Source organism: Erythrobacteraceae bacterium WH01K (genome assembly GCA_027941995.1).
GTDB lineage: Bacteria > Pseudomonadota > Alphaproteobacteria > Sphingomonadales > Sphingomonadaceae > CAJXSN01.
On sequence record CP115966.1, the window covers coordinates 2,670,434 to 2,686,005 of the forward strand.

The window sequence follows — 15,572 nt, forward strand, 5'->3', positions numbered from 1 at the left end:
ACTAGCGTGTCCCTTCGCGATACGCAATCCGCTTGTTGTCATTAAAGACGGTTCGCTCCTTGCCCCCCGGTCTTGGCCTGCTAGTCAGGCGCGATGTCGATCAAAACACTGCTCGCGCCCATCGGGACGGAAAAAGGCCGCGTGACCCTGCCGGCGGACGAATGGCTCCAGGGACGCACCCTCTATGGCGGGGCCAGCGCGCTGGTGGCCTATACCGCGACGGTCAGGGCCTTGCCCGACCTGCCGCCGCTCCGGTCCGCGCAGATCGCCTTCGTGGCGCCGGTCGGCGACAAGGTGGAACCGCGCGTCGAGGTCGTTCGCCGTGGGCGCAACGTGGCGCAGGTGCGCTGCGACCTTCTGGTCGGCGGTGTGACCGCATTGACCGCATTCTTCCTGTTCGGAACCGCCCGCGAGCCCAATGCACGCCACCCTGCCCCGACTGTCGAGCCATGGCCCGGCGCACCCGAGGACAACGACCCTGCGATGGAGGGCAAGGGACCGGCCTTCATCCAGAACAATTTCGAGCTGCGCCGCGCCCAGAAGACCAGCGGATCCGGGCCGCCCGTGGTCCGGCGCTGGATCCGGCTGAAGGACCGGGACACGCTGGACCCGACGTCGACGCTGGTACTGGTCGGCGACACGCTGCCGCCGGGGGCCATGCGCGTGATGGAGCGGCAGGGACCGATCAGTTCGATCAACTGGACCTTCAACGTCCTCGACCCCGATGCCACGACCCGGGACGGATGGTGGCTGGCGGAAACGGCCAGCGACCATGCCGACGAGGGCTATTCGAGCGAGCGGCTGCGCCTGTGGGACGCCGACGGAAAACTGGTCCTGTCGGGCCAGCAATGCGTCGCCGTGTTCGGCTGACGGGCGAGCGTCAGGCGACGTCTTCGTAATTCGCCTTGCGCTTGGCCATGCCGGCCATCACCGCCTCGATCTGGTTCGGGGTGCGCATGATCGCCGCCTGCTCGACGCTTTCCTGCATCAGCAGGTCTTCGCCGCCAAGGTCGTACATCTGGTTCGACAGGCGCTTTGCCGCGCGGATGGCGTGCGGGTTGCGGTCGGCTATCGTGGCGGCAATCTCCATCGCCTTTGCCAGCGGATCGCCGGTCACGTGGGTGACGAGGCCATAGCCCTGCGCTTCCTCGCCGGAGAACTGGCGATTGGTATAGACCAGTTCGCGCAGGACGTCGTCGCGCACCAGCCCGCGCCAGAGCTGGTAACCGCCCATGTCGGGGACCAGCCCCCATTTCAGCTCCATGATGGCCATGCGCGCATCGGGCGTTGCGACGCGGATGTCGGCCCCGCTGGCAATCTGCATACCGCCGCCGAAGCATACGCCGTGGACCGCCGCGATGACAGGCACGGGCAGCTTGCGCCAGGCGGTTGCCACCTGCTGGAACGTGTTGGAATCGCCGTGCGTCCTTTCCGTCAGGGGCGGGCGCGACGCATCGGGCTCCGCGCCGAAGGACGAGGTGTCGAGACCCGCGCAGAAGGACGGCCCTTCGCCCGATAGCACCACGACCCGCACGCCGGGGGCCGTTTCCAGGGCGGCAGCGGCTGCGATGATGGCCTCGAACATGGCGGGATCGAGCGCGTTCATCTTTTCCGGACGGGTCAGCCGCACATGGGCAACCCCCTGATCGTTCAGGTCAATCGAAACACGCTCGCTGGTCGGGAATGTCATTATCGGTCCTCTTTTTCCTTGCCTGCGGTTTCGCGCAGCAGGACCCCGGTGTCCAGCCCGGCATTCGGGACAGGGCCCAGCTCTCCGCAGCGCACGCCGACCGAATAGCCGCCCGTATCATGCGTCCGGACAAGATCGCTGATGCCGTGGGCTGCCAGTTTGGCCCGCAGGCGGTAGACATGGACCTCCACGCTGTTGGTCTCGGGCTCGTGCGTCAGACGCCACACGTCGCGCAGCAGGGTGCGCCGGGCGACAGGCTTTCCGCCCGCTTCTCCCAGCCGCCAGAGCAATTCGAATTCGCGCGGATGGAGGGATAGCCACCGGTCCTCGCAGCGTGCATCGCGGCGCAGTATGTCGAGCACCAGCGGACCGATGCGAAGCCGCCGCGGGATGTACGCGGTGAAAAAGCTCACAGATATCCGCCGAGCCGCATGCTGAAGCCGCGGTTGCGGGTGAAGATCAGATGGTCGATCAGGGTAATGTCGACTTCGCTGCACAGAGCGGAAAGGCGGCGGGTCGAATCAATGTCGGCAGCACTGGGACGGCAAACACCGGACAGGTGATTATGCGCCAGCACGATCCCGTGCGCCTGCCGCGCGAAGGCTTCCTCCAGCAGCAGCCGTCCCTTGAGGCACATCGAACCGGCGCGGCCGATGACGAGGGTCCGGTCATGAACGTAACGATCGTGCCGGTCGTAGAAGACGACGTGCAACCGCTCCTCGCCCAGTCCCTGGAATACGCCGTGAAGATACTGCACCGCTGCATTGCTCACGGGCTCGTCTTGCCGATGCGGGAAAGGCAGGGCCACATCCCGGCGCGCCGAAGACGCGCGTGCGTCAAGGGTTCGAACGGCGTTCACGTCACCGGCCGCGGCGGAGACCGGGTAACCGTTCCCCGCCATTCGCGGTAGGGACCGATCCGCCGCGATCTGCGATGGTGTCGCCATAATCCCCCGGCGAGGATCAGGACCTCGAAATAGAAGGGCATCACGTAGAGCAGGTAATAGGACAGCGAGGTCATCTCGGCGAGGCCGATGCGCACCATGTGGGCGATGACCGATACGAGCTGCGCCGCGGCGAGAACCAGCGGATAGAACCGGTTGGCGCGAAGGGCGATGGCGACGAAGGACACGAGGGCCGCGGTATCGAGGAAGACGTGCCAGGGATCGGCCGTCTGCAGCGGATAATAGGCCCCGAATACCAGGTGATAGACGTCGTCGATGAAAAGCAGCAGGAACAGCGTCAGCGCGCTCGCCTTCTCGGGCCCGGCCCCGCGCCACAGGGCGAGGCCGGCCATGCACCAGACCGCCACGACGAAGGCCTGGTGCAGAACCGAGGTTACGAGATTGATCGTTTCCAAGGCTTTCTATCGCCTATGCCGCTGCGGCCGCGCCGATGGCATCGAATGCGAAACTGTCCGGCTGCGCCCGCGCGGCAGAGGCTGTTGGCGCTTCCAAATCGAATGCCGTCATGGGCGTTTCCACCGGATCGTCGCCGCCCATGTATTCGCGCGCCACGCGGTTCAGTTCCTCGTGCACGCGCAGAAGGTTGGTCGACATGGCCACGGCCTGCTGTTCCGCCTGAGCCAGCCGCAGGATCGCGCGCTGTCCGGCATCGACACCGATGGCAGGATTCTGGCGGGCTTTCAGCAAGGCCTGCTTGAGCTTCGCGCAGGCAATCATGGCCTCGTCCGTCACCGCCTCTGCTTCGCGTACGCGCTTGCGAATGAAAATGGCATCCTGGGTAATACGATTGGACATGCGGAAACTCTCCCTGCCCAGCCGTCCTGCCCGGTCACGGCTGTGTTGTAGAACCGGGGGAAGTGACTTCCTGGCCTCCCGAAACCTCGGCAACGGAGAGTGCCGCCGTCACCACCAGAACGACCAGTACGATGAACGCAAGGGCCAGTCCGATGATGACGGCAAGGCGATAGAGGACAGCATGATCACCGTCGAGCACCCCGGGGATAACCCGGGGCTCGTGCTTCGCATCCCATGGCGCCTCGATCGCAAGTGGCGCCACATCAGCTAACACGAATTCCCCGGGTGCGACCCGGTCTCCTTCTTGCGGCGAATGGCGCTGCGGCGGCACTTCAGAAAAGCTGGATGCAGGAAACCTGTAGGCCTCGTTCCTATCTTTTTCAGGGACTTGCACCCGGTAGGCCTCTACCAGCGCGTCGAGACCCTGCACTCCGAATGCATCCTTCAGAGCGCGGATATGCTGGTTCACCCGGCTCTCGGAAATGCCGAGTTCGTGTGCGATCCGCTTGATCGGCAGCCGGCGATCGATGAGGGCAAGCACCTCCATCTGCCTGTCCGTCAGCGTCTGCGGCCCCGAGGGGGTCATGGTATCTTCCTGTCTGGGCACGGTCTTTCGTTTACCACTGTGTGCGTGGTTATCCAACCAACGGAGGTCGGACACGAAAGTGCCGCCTTAAGTCCTAGTCGGGCGAAATGCCCTTGCGCGACAGGTATCGTTTCACGTTTCGAGCGGCCTGGCGCAAACGCTGCTCGTTCTCGACCATGGCGATGCGGACATACCCTTCGCCTTCCTCGCCGTAGCCGACGCCCGGGGCGACGGCGACGTCGGCCTCCGTCAGCAATTCCTTCGAAAATTCCAGGCTGCCCATATGCGCGAGAGCGGGCGGGAGCGGCGCCCAGGCGAACATCGAGGCCGGAGGCGCGGGGATATCCCATCCTGCCCTGCCGAACGCCTCGACCATCACATCGCGCCTCTTGTGATAGATTTCGCGGTTTTCCGCCACCACGTCCTGCGGCCCGTTCAGCGCCGCGCAGGCTGCAGCCTGGATCGGCGTGAAGGCCCCGTAATCGACATAGGATTTGACCCGCGTCATCGCGCCGACCAGTTCCCTGTTCCCGACGGCAAAGCCCATGCGCCAACCGGCCATAGAATAGGTTTTCGAAAGGGTGGTGAACTCAACCGCCACGTCCTTCGCCCCGGGAACCTGCAGGATCGAAGGCGTCGGCTTGCCGTCGAAATAAAGCTCGGAATAGGCAAGATCGGACAGGATCCAGACCTTGTTCTCCTTGGCCCAGGCTACCAGCCGTTCGTAGAAGGCGAGATCGACGACTTCGGCCGTGGGATTGGACGGATAGTTCACCACCAGCACGCTGGGCCGTGGCACGGTGAAGGCCATCGCGCTTTCGAGAGCGCGCCAGTATTCCTCGTCCGGCGTGGTCGGGATGGCGCGGATCGTCGCCCCGGCTAGGATGAAGCCGAACTGGTGGATTGGGTAGGACGGATTGGGCGCCAGCACCACATCGCCCGGCGCGGTGATGGCCGTGGCAAGGCTGGCCAGCCCTTCCTTGGAACCCAGTGTGACGACCACCTCTGTCTCGGGATCGATGTCCACGCCGAAGCGGTTGCCGTAATAATTCGCCTGCGCCTTGCGAAGGCCGGGAATGCCGCGCGACTGGGAATAGCCGTGGGCCGTCGGCTTGCTCGCCACTTCGCACAGCTTGTCGATGACGTGCTGGGGCGGCGGCCGGTCGGGATTGCCCATGCCAAGATCGATGATGTCGCGTCCCGCCTTGCGCGCCGCGTGCCGCATCGCGTTGACCTCCGCGATGACATAGGGAGGCAGGCGTTTCATGCGGTAGAATTGTTCGTCCATCGGTCCTCGGCGTCGGTCAGGCGTTTGCTGCGAGAGGCACACTGCCTCATGCCACGTGCATTGCAAGCGGCAGACCTCTATAGCAATTCCCGATTGCCCGGCCTTCGAAGGAAATCTGCGTCATGGACAAGAGCGACCCGCCCTCCCCCCCCCGGATGTTCGAGCGGATCTTCGATTTGCAGCGCGAGGCGGGAGAAAAGGTGATGGCGAGCCTCATGCCCGTCGAAGGTCAGGGGATGGGTGGCCCCCTCGCCGATCCGGGCAATATGGCGGAATGGGGCGCAAATGCGCTGAAGATGCAGACCATGTGGGCAGAGTTTGCCGCGTCGCAGGCGAAGAAAGCCATCGAGCAACAGGTCGACACGCCGCCCGATCCGATGAAATTTGCCGGCTATCTCCAGGGTTTCCAGCAGAAGATGCCGGGGGCCGGCGCGCAGGAAATTCAGCAGTTCTGGGACGATGCCGCGGCGCTGTGGCAGAATGTCCTGGGGCAATTCACCGGCGCAGGCGAAGAAACCCCGGACCTGCCGAGGCAGGATCGCCGGTTCAAGGACGATCTGTGGCGCAGCCAGCCGGCCTATGCGCTGATCCACCAGACCTACCTGCTGATGGCGGAGCAGATGGAAAAGGCGGTCGACCGGATGGAGACCGCCGACAAGAGCCGGCGCAAACAGCTGAAATTCGCCGTGCGCGCACTGGTGGAAGCGCTGAGCCCAGCAAACTTCGCCGCAACCAATCCGGTCGTGCTGGAACGGGCGCGGGAAACCAACGGCGCCAGCATGGTCAAGGGTATGGAGCACCTGCTCGCCGACATGAAGAAGGGGCAGCTTACCCACACGGACCCCGATGCCTTCACGCTGGGCAAGAACATCGCCACCACGCCGGGCAAGGTCGTCCATGAAACGCCGCTCTACCAGCTGATCCAGTACACGCCCACAACCGACGAGGTGCTGGCGGTTCCGCTGGTCATCTTCCCGCCATGGATCAACCGGTTCTACATCCTCGACCTGAACGAGAAGAAGAGCTTCATCCGCTGGGCCGTCGCGCAAGGAATTTCCGTGTTCGTGGTCAGCTGGAAATCGGCCGATGAAACCATGGCCGACGTGGTGTGGGACGATTACATCGCCGCGCAGATCGACGCGATCGACCATGTGCGCGGCCGCCTCGACGTGCCCCACGTCCACACGATCGGGTACTGCGTGGCCGGCACGACCCTCGCCGCCACGATGGCGATCCTCCACCGCCGGGGCGAGGAGGACCGCGTGAAGAGCTGCACGTTTTTCACCGCCCAGGTCGATTTCGACCGCGCTGGCGAATTGCTGCATTTCATCGACGACAGCCAGCTCGCCAATGTGGAGGCGATGAGCGGCAAGGGCTATCTCGACGGGCGATACATGGCCGCAACGTTCAACCTGCTGCGCGGGACGGACCTGATCTGGAACTACGTCGTCAACAATTACCTGATGGGCGAGGATTACCCCGCCTTCGACCTGTTGCACTGGAATGGCGACGTCACCAACCTGCCCGCAAGATGGCACGGCGCATATCTTCGCGATCTCTACCGCGACAACAAGCTCGTGCAGAAGGATGCGCTTTGCGCCGGGGGTACGCCGATCGACCTGTCGCTGGTGACGACGCCAACCTACGTCCAGGCAGGCAAGGAAGACCATATCGCGCCTGCCGCCAGCGTGTGGCGCCTGCGCGACCATTTCAGCGGGCCGCTGCGCTTCATCCTTGCCGGTTCAGGACATATTGCGGGCGTCGTCAATCCGCCCGAAAGCGGGAAATACCAGTACTGGACGAATGACGACCCCGATGTGACCACGCTGGAAGGCTTCGTGGAAGGCGCGACGGAGCATCCGGGAAGCTGGTGGCCCCACTGGGTGGACTGGCTGCGTGGACAGGCCCCCGCCACGGTCAAGGCGAGCGGGAAGCGCGTGCCGGGGAAGGGGAAGAGAGACCCGGTCATCGAAGATGCGCCCGGACGATATGTCATGACGCGCTGACTGCGTCGAAGACGGCCTTGTTTCAAAAAGTTGCGACGAACCGTGGCGCATGTGCGCCCGGTTTATTGTGCAGCGCACAAAAACCTTGTATTCGCATCTGCAGTATGTATATTGTGCAGTGCAACAAAACGATGAAGCGCAAGGATTGAGACCATGGCAGATGCCAAGACCAGCAAGATCGATATCGCTGCAGAGAAGGCCTATGCCGACGCTGCCGCGAAGAAGGTCGATGCTCTGAAGGTCGATATGGAAAAGGTAGAGGCCGCGGTGGAACAGGACGCCAAGCCTGAACCGAAGGTCGATGCCATTGCGAAGGCCGTGGACGCACCCGCTGAAAAGGCGGAGCCAAAGAAGGCTGTCGCAAAGCGCAAGCCGGCTGTCAGGAAAGCGACCGCGAAGAAGCCGGTCGCCAAGAAATCTCCTCCGCGCAAGGTTGCCGCACGCAAGGCTGCCCCTGCGAAGACCACCCAACCGAAAACGAAGGCGGCGAAGCCTGCCGCCGCTATCAGCAAAGCAAAGGATACCATTATGGCTACCGCCCAGAACGCAAGGAAGACCGATTTCGTCGACACCGCCAAGACTGTTGCCGCCGACGCGCAGACCCGCCTGAAGGGCGTCTATGCCAAGGGCAGCGAAGTCGCCGGCGAAGTCGTCGAGTTCCACAAGAAAAACCTCGAAGCCATGGTCGAGTCGGGCAAGGTCCTGACCTCGGGCATGCAGGACATGGGCCGCGAAGCCGTGACCGACACCAAGAAGGTCGCCGAACAGGTCACCGAAGACGTACGCCTGATGGCCGCCGTCAAGTCGCCGACCGAGCTGTTCAAGCTGCAGGGCGACCTGACGCGCCGTAACCTCGACGCTGCCATCGCCTATGGTTCGAAGAGCACCGAAGCATGGCTGAAGCTTGCCAACGAGACGATGGCTCCGCTCACCAGCCGCGCCAGCGAAGCGGCAGAAAAGTTCAAGACGGCTGCCTGAGTTCGTCCTGGCGATTGCCGGGTCAGTCCCGGCAATTTCGAAAGACATGAAAGGGCCGGATGTGCATCACGCGCATCCGGCCCTTTTCGCATCCCTGCGCCGACCAGACCGCCCCGCCCCATCCCGGTGCGCCACCATTCCGGCGCGGTTGCAGTACATTTCCGGCGGGAGGCCACCTTGCAACATGGCGTGCCATTGACGATATTGCCGGGCGAAATGATCCAGACCCTTTCCCAATCCATCGATGCTCCGCGCCTTGCCGGTGAAGACGATGCCCCCGGCGGTCCCGACGAAGGGACCGAAATCGGCATCGCAACCAAGACCAAGGCCAAACCGAAGAAGCCCAGCCAGTACAAGGTGCTGCTTCTGAACGACGATTACACGCCGATGGAGTTCGTGGTGATCGTGCTGAAGCGTTTTTTCCGCATGGACATCGACGAGGCGACGCAGGTCATGCTGCACGTCCACCAGAAGGGCGTCGGCGTTTGCGGCATATACCCATACGAAGTCGCCGAGACGAAGGTGAACCAGGTGATGGATTTCGCAAAGCAGAACCAGCACCCCCTGCAATGCACGCTGGAAAAGGCCTGATCGCCTGAGAGAGCCCCATCATCCCGAACCCGAAGCGCCCGGCCCCGGACAGGAGAGCGTCTGGGACTACCCGCGCCCCGCGATTGCGGAGCCGACCGATCGGCATATCAGGATCGAACATCGCGGCGAAGTCATCGCCGAAACGCGCGTGGCCTGGCGCACGCTGGAAACCAGCCATCCCCCAACCTATTACGTCCCGCCCGCCGACGTGGCGACGCAGTTCTTCGAACCAAATCCCCGTCGTTCGCTGTGCGAATGGAAGGGGCAGGCGCGCTATTGGGACATTGTCCTTGGTGGCGAACGGCTGGAAGCGGCGGCATGGAGCTATGCCAGCCCGACCGAAAGCTTCGCGGGCATTCGCGACCATCTCGCTTTCTACCCCGAGCCCTTCGACAGGTGCCTGGTGGATGGCGAAATTGCGATGCCGCAGCCCAGGCAATTCTATGGCGGATGGATCACCAGCCGCGAAGCCGGACCGTTCAAGGGCGTGCCGGGCAGCCGTTTCTGGTAGCCTGTCTGCCTGCCGTGAATGCATCGGCCTCATCCCTCGGGCGTCATGGGACATGACCCGGCGCGATTTTGCCGCTAGAGCGCGCCAGTGATGCCGGAAAGAAACCACCCGACATGTTGAAGATCCTGCCCGCGCTCGACCGCTATATCCTGCGGCTCGTCGTCGTGCCTATGGCAGGCGTGTTCGTGCTGGCAGCATCCCTGCTGCTCCTCGACAAGATGCTGCGCCTGTTCGATTTCGTTGCGGTCGAAGGCGGTCCGATCGGCATCGTGTTCAAGATGCTGGGCGCGCTGATCCCCGAATATGCCAGCCTCGCCATCCCGCTCGGCCTGCTGCTGGGGATATTGCTGGCTTTCCGCAAGCTCGCCACGTCGAGCGAGCTGGACATCTTCCGCGCGACCGGCCTCAGTTACATGCGCCTTCTACGCGTGCCCTATTTCATCACCGCCGTCCTGGTCGCGGTGAACATCGCGCTGGTGTTCTACATCCAGCCGATCAGCCGCTATTATTACGAACAGCTCGAATACGACCTGCGCTCGGGCGCGCTGGGTGCCTCGATCAAGGTCGGCGAGTTCACGACGCTGGCCGACCGCATGGCGCTGCGTATCGAGGCGAGCGAGGACGAGGGACGCCGCCTGCAGGGCATCTTCGCCCGGATTTCCGACGAAGAGGGCCAGGTCCTGTCCATTTCGGCCAAGGAAGGCGCCTTTCTCGCCACGACGGACAGCCCGGACACGATCATCCTGCGCCTGACCGATGGCACCATCGTGCAGGACGAGGCCGATGCAACGCCCCGCGTCCTCAGCTTCACGCGGCACGATCTCCCCATCGACCTGCCGGCGATCGAGCAGTTCCGGCAGCGCGGCGATGCGGAACGGGAATATATCCTGCCCGAATTGCTGCGCATCGGCTGGGACAGCGGTGAGACGGAACAGGCGCGCGATGCGAGCCAGGCCAGTTTCAATTTCCGGCTGGTCGAGGTGGTCATGATGCTGCTGATGCCGATGCTCGCGGTCGCCCTCGCCATCCCGCCGAAGCGATCGACCAGCGCTCTGGGCGTCTTCGTCTCCATCGTGATGGTCGTCAGCTATCACAAGATAAACCAGTATGGCGAAGACATCGCGACGCTGGGCCGGATCGACCCGATCATTGCGCTGTGGGGGCCGTTCGCGGTGTTCGCTGCGCTTATCCTCTGGATGTTCTACCAAGTGGCTTACGTTCCGGGCGGCCAACCGATCGGAGCGCTGGAAACGGCGTTCGGGAAGCTGTCGAAGCGCGTGGGCAAGCTGTTCCGCAGGCGCGGGCGCCGGTCCGATGAATTCGCCTCCCCGCCGATGAATATTGCCGCGCCAGCGGCACCGGCCGAATAGGCGGGCGCGGCGGCATGCAGCTCGATTTCTTCCCTTCGTGGACGCTGACCCGGTACCTGGCGAAAATGTTCGTGGCCCGCATCCTGGCGGTGCTGGTGATGCTGGTGCTCGTCCTGCTCATGCTGGACCTGCTTTCGACCAGCGGGGAAATTCTCGCCGTGGAAGGCAATGGCCAGGGCGAACTGCTAACCTATGCCGGTTACCGGATACCGCAGCTGATCCAGCGTTTCCTGCCCTACTCCGTCCTCTTGGCAACCATCATCGCGCTGATCACGCTGAACCAGAACAGCGAGGTCATCGCCATGAAGGCGTCCGGCCTCTCGGCCCACCAGGTTCTGGCTCCGCTGCTGCTCACCGCGCTGCTGGTGTCTGCCATCAGCTTTGCCTTCAACGAACGCGTCGTGACCCGAGCAACCGCCTCGCTCAAGGCGTGGGAAGCAACGGAGTACGGCGCGCTGCCGATGGAGGAGGATGCCCGGCGCGGGCTCTACCTGACCGACGGAAGCGACATCTTGAGCGCGACGACGACGACGGGCCGCGGCGACCGGCTCCGTCTGCAGGGCGTGACCTGGTACAGCCGTACGGAAACGGGGCAGATCGTCCGGCAGGTGCGCGCCGACAGCGCAGTCTTCGCCGGCCCGGGCTGGCGGCTGGAAGATGCGGTCATCTTCGATGTCGGCACGGCCGAAACGGGTGAGGCGGCGGACATTGTCGTCGCGCCCGGCATTACCCCATCCCAGATCGAGCTCGAAAGCGCGGATGCCGATGCGCTGGGCTTCATGGAACTGCGCGACTCCATACAGGCATACAAGGCCAGCGGCCGCCCTACGGCGGAACTGGAAGCGAAATGGTGGCACAAGTTGTCGGGCCCGCTGTCCGCCTTCCTCATGCCGCTGCTGGGCGCTGTAGCGGCGTTCGGCCTCGCCCGGTCGGGTCAGCTGTTCGTGCGCGCGATTATCGGCATGGCTCTGGGCTTCGCCTACTTCGTGGTCGACAATGCCGCGCTCGCCATGGGCAGCTTCGGCGGCTATCCGCCGTTCCTGGCTGCATGGGCACCCTTCGCCCTGTTCTTCCTCGTCGGGGAGACCGTGCTCATCCGGACAGAGGAATGAACGGCCCCGGCACGCCCGCCATCCGACTGGCCCGGCCCGCCGATGCCGACGCGCTCCCCGAAATCGAGAAAGCGGCTGGTGCGCTGTTCGCCTGCCTGTCCGGCTATGAAAATATCGTGGACCATCCCCCGCTCACCGCGCAGCTATATGCCAGCCTTATTGCAAAGCGCCATTGCCTGGTCGCTGCAGATGGCGAGCGGATTGCGGGCTTCATTGCCTGCGAACCCTTTCGCCGCGAACTTCACATCCGGGAGATGTCGGTCCATCCCCGTTTCCAGCGGCAGGGTCTGGGGGAAAGACTGGTCAAGGCAACCACCATCGACGCGCGCAATGAAGGTTTCGATGCCCTCACGCTCACGACGTTTCGCGACGTACCGTGGAACGCGCCATTCTATGCGAGGCTGGGTTTCGTGATTGTCGAGGACAGTGGGAATCACACCCGCCTGCACGGCCTCCTCGAAGAGGAAGGCATCACAGCACCGGCGGGCGAGCGGCGCGTGGCTATGATACGGTTCCTGGACTGAGGGAATAACCCGAGACGCCACGCAGGTTTCAGCGCGGCACCCGCCCCCGGCTCATCGTGCTGCGGGCAATCTTGCCGACGAGGAACACCATGCCGGGATGGTTGGCCTGACGGTAGCTCGATTCCGCTCCCAGTTCGCCGTGAAGACGGCGATGCGCCTCTGGCAGGGAGTGGTACGGCATGGACGGCATCAAATGGTGCAGCGCGTGATAGCGCAGGCCCACGGGCGCCCAGATCTCGGCAATGCGGCCCGGCGGGGGGACATTCACGCTGTCGAGGAACTGGGCCGTCACCGTCATCGGCTCGCCTTCGTTCTCCCACAGATGGGCGACCAGCGTTCGCAGCTGGTTCAGAACTGCTGTCAGCGACAGGATGGCCAGCGCGACCAGCAATGGCTTCCAGCCCAGCACGAAGACGCTGCCAATGAGAACCCAGCTCCACACGAAACCGCCCAGTTCCTGCCAGAACACCCGGCGGGTCAGTTCGCCTTCGGGCGGGCGACGGCGGAATTCCGGATTGATCGACAGCGCGGAAAAGCGCTGCCAGACGACGCGGCGCACCGGCGGCAGGATCGCCCCCAGCGGAACCAGGACAGCGAAGCGGAACATCAGGGCGATGGGTGCCAGCGAGGCGACGATGACGAAGACCGGCAGGGTCCACGGCTTCATCAAGGCCAGCGGGAGATATTCGGGATCTTCCACCGTGCCGTATTGCGTGCGCTTGTGATGGATGACGTGGACGCCTTCATACATGAAGGATGGCGTCAGGAGGGGGATGCCGACGACGAGGTTCCAGCCCAGCCGAAAGCCGGGCAGTGAACCCTTCCGGACGTGGGTCAATTCGTGAATGAACATCAGGGCGCGGTAGAGCGCCAGCGCACCGATCACCCCGAGGACGACGGCGAGCGCGGCGTTCTGCGTCAGGATCGCCCCGGCAATCGCGGCGTAGCCCGTGCCTGCCGACAGCAGCATGTCGGGCCAGTAGATCGCGCCCTTCGCCTCGTACAGATCCTTCGTCAGGTCGCGGGCGGCGCGCAGCATCGCCTTGTCATCGGCGATCAGCGTGCGCACGGTCGCTCCTCCGGCAGGAGCGGAGGCGGATGCGACAGGATCTAGGCTTTGTTGCAAACTCATGCGTTACGTCCGGTTCTATGGGGGGGCTGCCTTACAGCAATCGGGCGGCCCGGTCATGTCGGCTAAGGACCATGGGCCGAAAGGTCCGTTACGAAGGTCCGCAGACCGCCGGCTGCTTGACAAGAGCTTCCCTGCCGGAACAGGGCCTAACTCAAGCTGAACACCCATAAGAGGCCTGCCACAATGGACGGCAATGAAATAAGCATTCGCGCCCTTGCGGACAAGGGCAAGGCCGGGAAGCGGGACCGCGCGGCGTTTGTCGACCTGGGCCGCGCCTTTGCAGCACGGCTGCCCCATTCCGTCCCCCAGCTGCGGTCCGAGCAGATCGAACTGGTCGATCCGGAGCGCAACCCCTTCTTCGAACACGCGAGTGTACAGCTGTTCCTGGCCATGCGCGGCAGCAAGCCGGTCGGACGGATCAGCGCACAGATCGACCACCTCGCGCTGGAAATTTCGCCTGAACAGGGGCTTGGCCCGGGAACCGGCATGTTCGGCTATTTCGATGCAGAGGACGAAAAAACGGCCCACGCGCTCCTCCATGCGGCAGAGAACTGGCTGCGCGAACAGGGCATGACCCGCGTATTGGGGCCGATCTCGCTCTCGATCTGGGAAGAGCCCGGCCTGCTGGTCAAGGGACAGGACCATTCGCCGATGATCATGATGGGCCACCACCCGGCCCATTACCGGGCTTGGGTGGAGGACGCAGGCTACACCCACGAGAAGAGCCTGCTGACCTACAGCCTGGATATCGATCGGCCGTTCTCTCCTTTGATCCAGCGCATCATCAAGTCCGGCAAGCGCAGCGAGAAGATCACCGTGCGTCCGGTCGATCTCGATTCCTACGACAAGGAGATCGAAACGATCCTCGGCATCCTGAACGATGCCTGGTCCGCAAACTGGGGTTTCGTGCCCTTCACCCCGGCCGAAGTGGACTATGCCGGCAAGAAACTGAAACCGATCATCAAGGCGCCGCTCAACCGCATTGCCGAAATCGATGGGAAGCCGGTCGCGTTCATGCTGACATTCCCGAACATGAACGACATCATGGCCAAGATCGACGGGAAATTGTTCCCCTTCGGCTGGTTCCATCTTCTTCGCTGGTTGAGGAACCCGCAGGGTGCCGGAATGCGCGTGCCGCTGATGGGTGTGTCGAGCGACCTGCACAATTCGCGCACGGCCAGCCAGCTCGCCTTCATGATGATCGAGGATATTCGCGAACAGGCGACCGGCCTGTACGGATCGACCCGCGGGGAAGTGGGCTGGGTGCTGGACGACAACCAGGGCATGATCGCCATTGCCGATGCCATCGAATCCGACATCAACCGCGAATACGTGATTTTCAGCAAGGCTCTCTGAGCAGGAGCGAATCTCTTTCTTCTGACAGGCCGGAGAGGGAACAAAACGGGACGAATCCTGTTCGACATCATAGAGCCTGCGATCCACGCGGGACGATGGGAATTTCTCGCGTCATGACGGACATGTCCGGCCCAGCAAAGTACAGCTCGCCCGGCCACGTCCTCGTGGTCGAGGATGACGCTTTGCTGGCCCTGTCGATCGAGACGACGCTGGAAGATGCCGGAGCGAAAAGCGTGACCGTCGTGTCCTCTACGGCGCAGGCACTCGATGCGCTGCGCAGGCACAAGCCCGATGTCATCATCCTCGATGTTCATCTTGCCGACAGGCACGATGGCTGGGCAATTGCGGAGCTGGTCGACACGATCGGACCGAACCCGCCGCGCATCATCTTCTCGACCGGGTCGCCGGAAGACATCCCGCCCGCGATTGCGGAAATGGGCGCGGTCCTGACCAAGCCCTACGCCCCGGAGCAATTGCTCGGCCTGGCGGCTGGCGAAGAAACCGCGAAGCGCAAGAAAGCCGGCCTGCTCAGCCGCCTTCGCCGCTGAGGAAAATGCGGGCTCGATCCCGGTCATCGGGTCGATTGCACTATGAAATTCCGATTTTCGGGTTGGCGCGAAGACACTCGCGCACTTATCGCGCTCGCCTGTCAGGACGCCGGATAAAAAG

Annotated in this window: 18 protein-coding genes; 10 read left to right on the forward strand and 8 right to left on the reverse strand. The window is 63.5% G+C overall.

The genetic code is table 11. The features are described 5' to 3' along the window. Window positions 1-93: 93 nt before the first annotated feature. Window positions 94-870 carry a thioesterase family protein gene (locus tag PF049_13185; protein WBY16521.1) on the forward strand — a complete coding sequence of 259 codons (777 nt, stop codon included), beginning with the start codon at window positions 94-96 and terminating at the stop codon, window positions 868-870. Window positions 871-880: 10 nt separating this feature from the next. Here PF049_13185 and PF049_13190 read toward each other — a convergent pair whose 3' ends face one another. The 7 genes from PF049_13190 to PF049_13220 all read right to left on the reverse strand — a co-directional run bounded on the left by PF049_13190 (window position 881) and on the right by PF049_13220 (window position 5,323). Next, window positions 881-1,690 carry a crotonase/enoyl-CoA hydratase family protein gene (locus PF049_13190; protein WBY16522.1) on the reverse strand — a complete coding sequence of 270 codons (810 nt, stop codon included), beginning with the start codon at window positions 1,688-1,690 and terminating at the stop codon, window positions 881-883. Continuing rightward, window positions 1,690-2,103, reverse strand: coding sequence for a winged helix-turn-helix domain-containing protein (locus PF049_13195; protein WBY16523.1), 414 nt, complete (start codon window positions 2,101-2,103; stop codon window positions 1,690-1,692). Before PF049_13195 ends, PF049_13190 begins: the two co-directional genes overlap by 1 nt. Then, entirely contained in the window at window positions 2,100-2,462 is a 363-nt protein-coding gene (locus PF049_13200; GenBank protein ID WBY16524.1) for a JAB domain-containing protein, read from the reverse strand. The genes PF049_13195 and PF049_13200 overlap by 4 nt, the downstream gene beginning before the upstream one ends. 83 nt (window positions 2,463-2,545) lie before the next feature. After that, complete coding sequence (locus PF049_13205) at window positions 2,546-3,049, reverse strand: hypothetical protein (GenBank protein ID WBY16525.1); 504 nt, start codon at window positions 3,047-3,049, stop codon at window positions 2,546-2,548. A gap of 13 nt (window positions 3,050-3,062) precedes the next feature. Next, window positions 3,063-3,449, reverse strand: a complete 387-nt coding sequence (locus tag PF049_13210; GenBank protein WBY16526.1) for a hypothetical protein — start codon at window positions 3,447-3,449, stop codon at window positions 3,063-3,065. A gap of 34 nt (window positions 3,450-3,483) precedes the next feature. Next, complete coding sequence (locus PF049_13215; protein WBY16527.1) at window positions 3,484-4,110, reverse strand: LuxR C-terminal-related transcriptional regulator; 627 nt, start codon at window positions 4,108-4,110, stop codon at window positions 3,484-3,486. 19 nt (window positions 4,111-4,129) lie between these two features. Beyond that, window positions 4,130-5,323, reverse strand: coding sequence for an LL-diaminopimelate aminotransferase (locus tag PF049_13220; GenBank protein WBY16528.1), 1,194 nt, complete (start codon window positions 5,321-5,323; stop codon window positions 4,130-4,132). Window positions 5,324-5,445: 122 nt separating this feature from the next. Here PF049_13220 and phaC point away from each other — a divergent pair, with 122 nt between their 5' ends. The 7 genes from phaC (at window position 5,446) to PF049_13255 (ending at window position 12,415) form a co-directional block, all read left to right on the forward strand. After that, a complete protein-coding gene (phaC, locus tag PF049_13225; GenBank protein WBY16529.1) occupies window positions 5,446-7,329 on the forward strand; it encodes a class I poly(R)-hydroxyalkanoic acid synthase in 1,884 nt (627 codons plus the stop codon). Between the two features lie 153 nt (window positions 7,330-7,482). Further along, window positions 7,483-8,307: a phasin family protein gene (locus PF049_13230; GenBank protein ID WBY16530.1), complete on the forward strand. Its 825-nt coding sequence runs from the start codon at window positions 7,483-7,485 to the stop codon at window positions 8,305-8,307. A gap of 216 nt (window positions 8,308-8,523) precedes the next feature. Beyond that, window positions 8,524-8,898: an ATP-dependent Clp protease adapter ClpS gene (clpS, locus tag PF049_13235; GenBank protein WBY16531.1), complete on the forward strand. Its 375-nt coding sequence runs from the start codon at window positions 8,524-8,526 to the stop codon at window positions 8,896-8,898. 4 nt (window positions 8,899-8,902) lie between these two features. Next, on the forward strand, window positions 8,903-9,409 hold the full coding sequence (locus PF049_13240; GenBank protein WBY17931.1) for a DUF427 domain-containing protein: 507 nt from the start codon (window positions 8,903-8,905) through the stop codon (window positions 9,407-9,409). Between the two features lie 113 nt (window positions 9,410-9,522). Beyond that, window positions 9,523-10,779, forward strand: a complete 1,257-nt coding sequence (locus PF049_13245; protein ID WBY16532.1) for an LptF/LptG family permease — start codon at window positions 9,523-9,525, stop codon at window positions 10,777-10,779. Window positions 10,780-10,793: 14 nt separating this feature from the next. Beyond that, window positions 10,794-11,891 (forward strand): LPS export ABC transporter permease LptG, encoded by a 1,098-nt coding sequence (gene lptG / locus PF049_13250; protein WBY16533.1) that lies wholly within the window; start codon window positions 10,794-10,796, stop codon window positions 11,889-11,891. Beyond that, on the forward strand, window positions 11,888-12,415 hold the full coding sequence (locus PF049_13255) for a GNAT family N-acetyltransferase (GenBank protein WBY16534.1): 528 nt from the start codon (window positions 11,888-11,890) through the stop codon (window positions 12,413-12,415). The genes lptG and PF049_13255 overlap by 4 nt, the downstream gene beginning before the upstream one ends. Window positions 12,416-12,443: 28 nt before the next feature. Here PF049_13255 and PF049_13260 read toward each other — a convergent pair whose 3' ends face one another. Beyond that, window positions 12,444-13,547: a fatty acid desaturase gene (locus PF049_13260; GenBank protein ID WBY16535.1), complete on the reverse strand. Its 1,104-nt coding sequence runs from the start codon at window positions 13,545-13,547 to the stop codon at window positions 12,444-12,446. 183 nt (window positions 13,548-13,730) lie between these two features. Between PF049_13260 and PF049_13265 the strand changes: the two genes are divergently transcribed. Further along, a complete protein-coding gene (locus PF049_13265; GenBank protein WBY16536.1) occupies window positions 13,731-14,903 on the forward strand; it encodes an N-acetyltransferase in 1,173 nt (390 codons plus the stop codon). 122 nt (window positions 14,904-15,025) lie between these two features. Then, window positions 15,026-15,451, forward strand: a complete 426-nt coding sequence (locus tag PF049_13270) for a response regulator (GenBank protein WBY16537.1) — start codon at window positions 15,026-15,028, stop codon at window positions 15,449-15,451. The last annotated feature ends 121 nt before the right edge of the window (window positions 15,452-15,572 follow it).

Coding starts and splice junctions, on each gene's coding strand:
- PF049_13245 (WBY16532.1), top strand. CDS start 9,523: ATGTTGAAGATCCTGCCCGCGCTCGACCGCTATATCCTGCGGCTCGTC.
- lptG (WBY16533.1), top strand. CDS start 10,794: ATGCAGCTCGATTTCTTCCCTTCGTGGACGCTGACCCGGTACCTGGCG.
- PF049_13265 (WBY16536.1), top strand. CDS start 13,731: ATGGACGGCAATGAAATAAGCATTCGCGCCCTTGCGGACAAGGGCAAG.
- PF049_13190 (WBY16522.1), bottom strand. CDS start 1,690: ATGACATTCCCGACCAGCGAGCGTGTTTCGATTGACCTGAACGATCAG.
- phaC (WBY16529.1), top strand. CDS start 5,446: ATGGACAAGAGCGACCCGCCCTCCCCCCCCCGGATGTTCGAGCGGATC.
- PF049_13210 (WBY16526.1), bottom strand. CDS start 3,449: ATGTCCAATCGTATTACCCAGGATGCCATTTTCATTCGCAAGCGCGTA.
- PF049_13185 (WBY16521.1), top strand. CDS start 94: ATGTCGATCAAAACACTGCTCGCGCCCATCGGGACGGAAAAAGGCCGC.
- clpS (WBY16531.1), top strand. CDS start 8,524: ATGATCCAGACCCTTTCCCAATCCATCGATGCTCCGCGCCTTGCCGGT.
- PF049_13270 (WBY16537.1), top strand. CDS start 15,026: ATGTCCGGCCCAGCAAAGTACAGCTCGCCCGGCCACGTCCTCGTGGTC.
- PF049_13220 (WBY16528.1), bottom strand. CDS start 5,323: ATGGACGAACAATTCTACCGCATGAAACGCCTGCCTCCCTATGTCATC.
- PF049_13260 (WBY16535.1), bottom strand. CDS start 13,547: ATGAGTTTGCAACAAAGCCTAGATCCTGTCGCATCCGCCTCCGCTCCT.
- PF049_13230 (WBY16530.1), top strand. CDS start 7,483: ATGGCAGATGCCAAGACCAGCAAGATCGATATCGCTGCAGAGAAGGCC.
- PF049_13255 (WBY16534.1), top strand. CDS start 11,888: ATGAACGGCCCCGGCACGCCCGCCATCCGACTGGCCCGGCCCGCCGAT.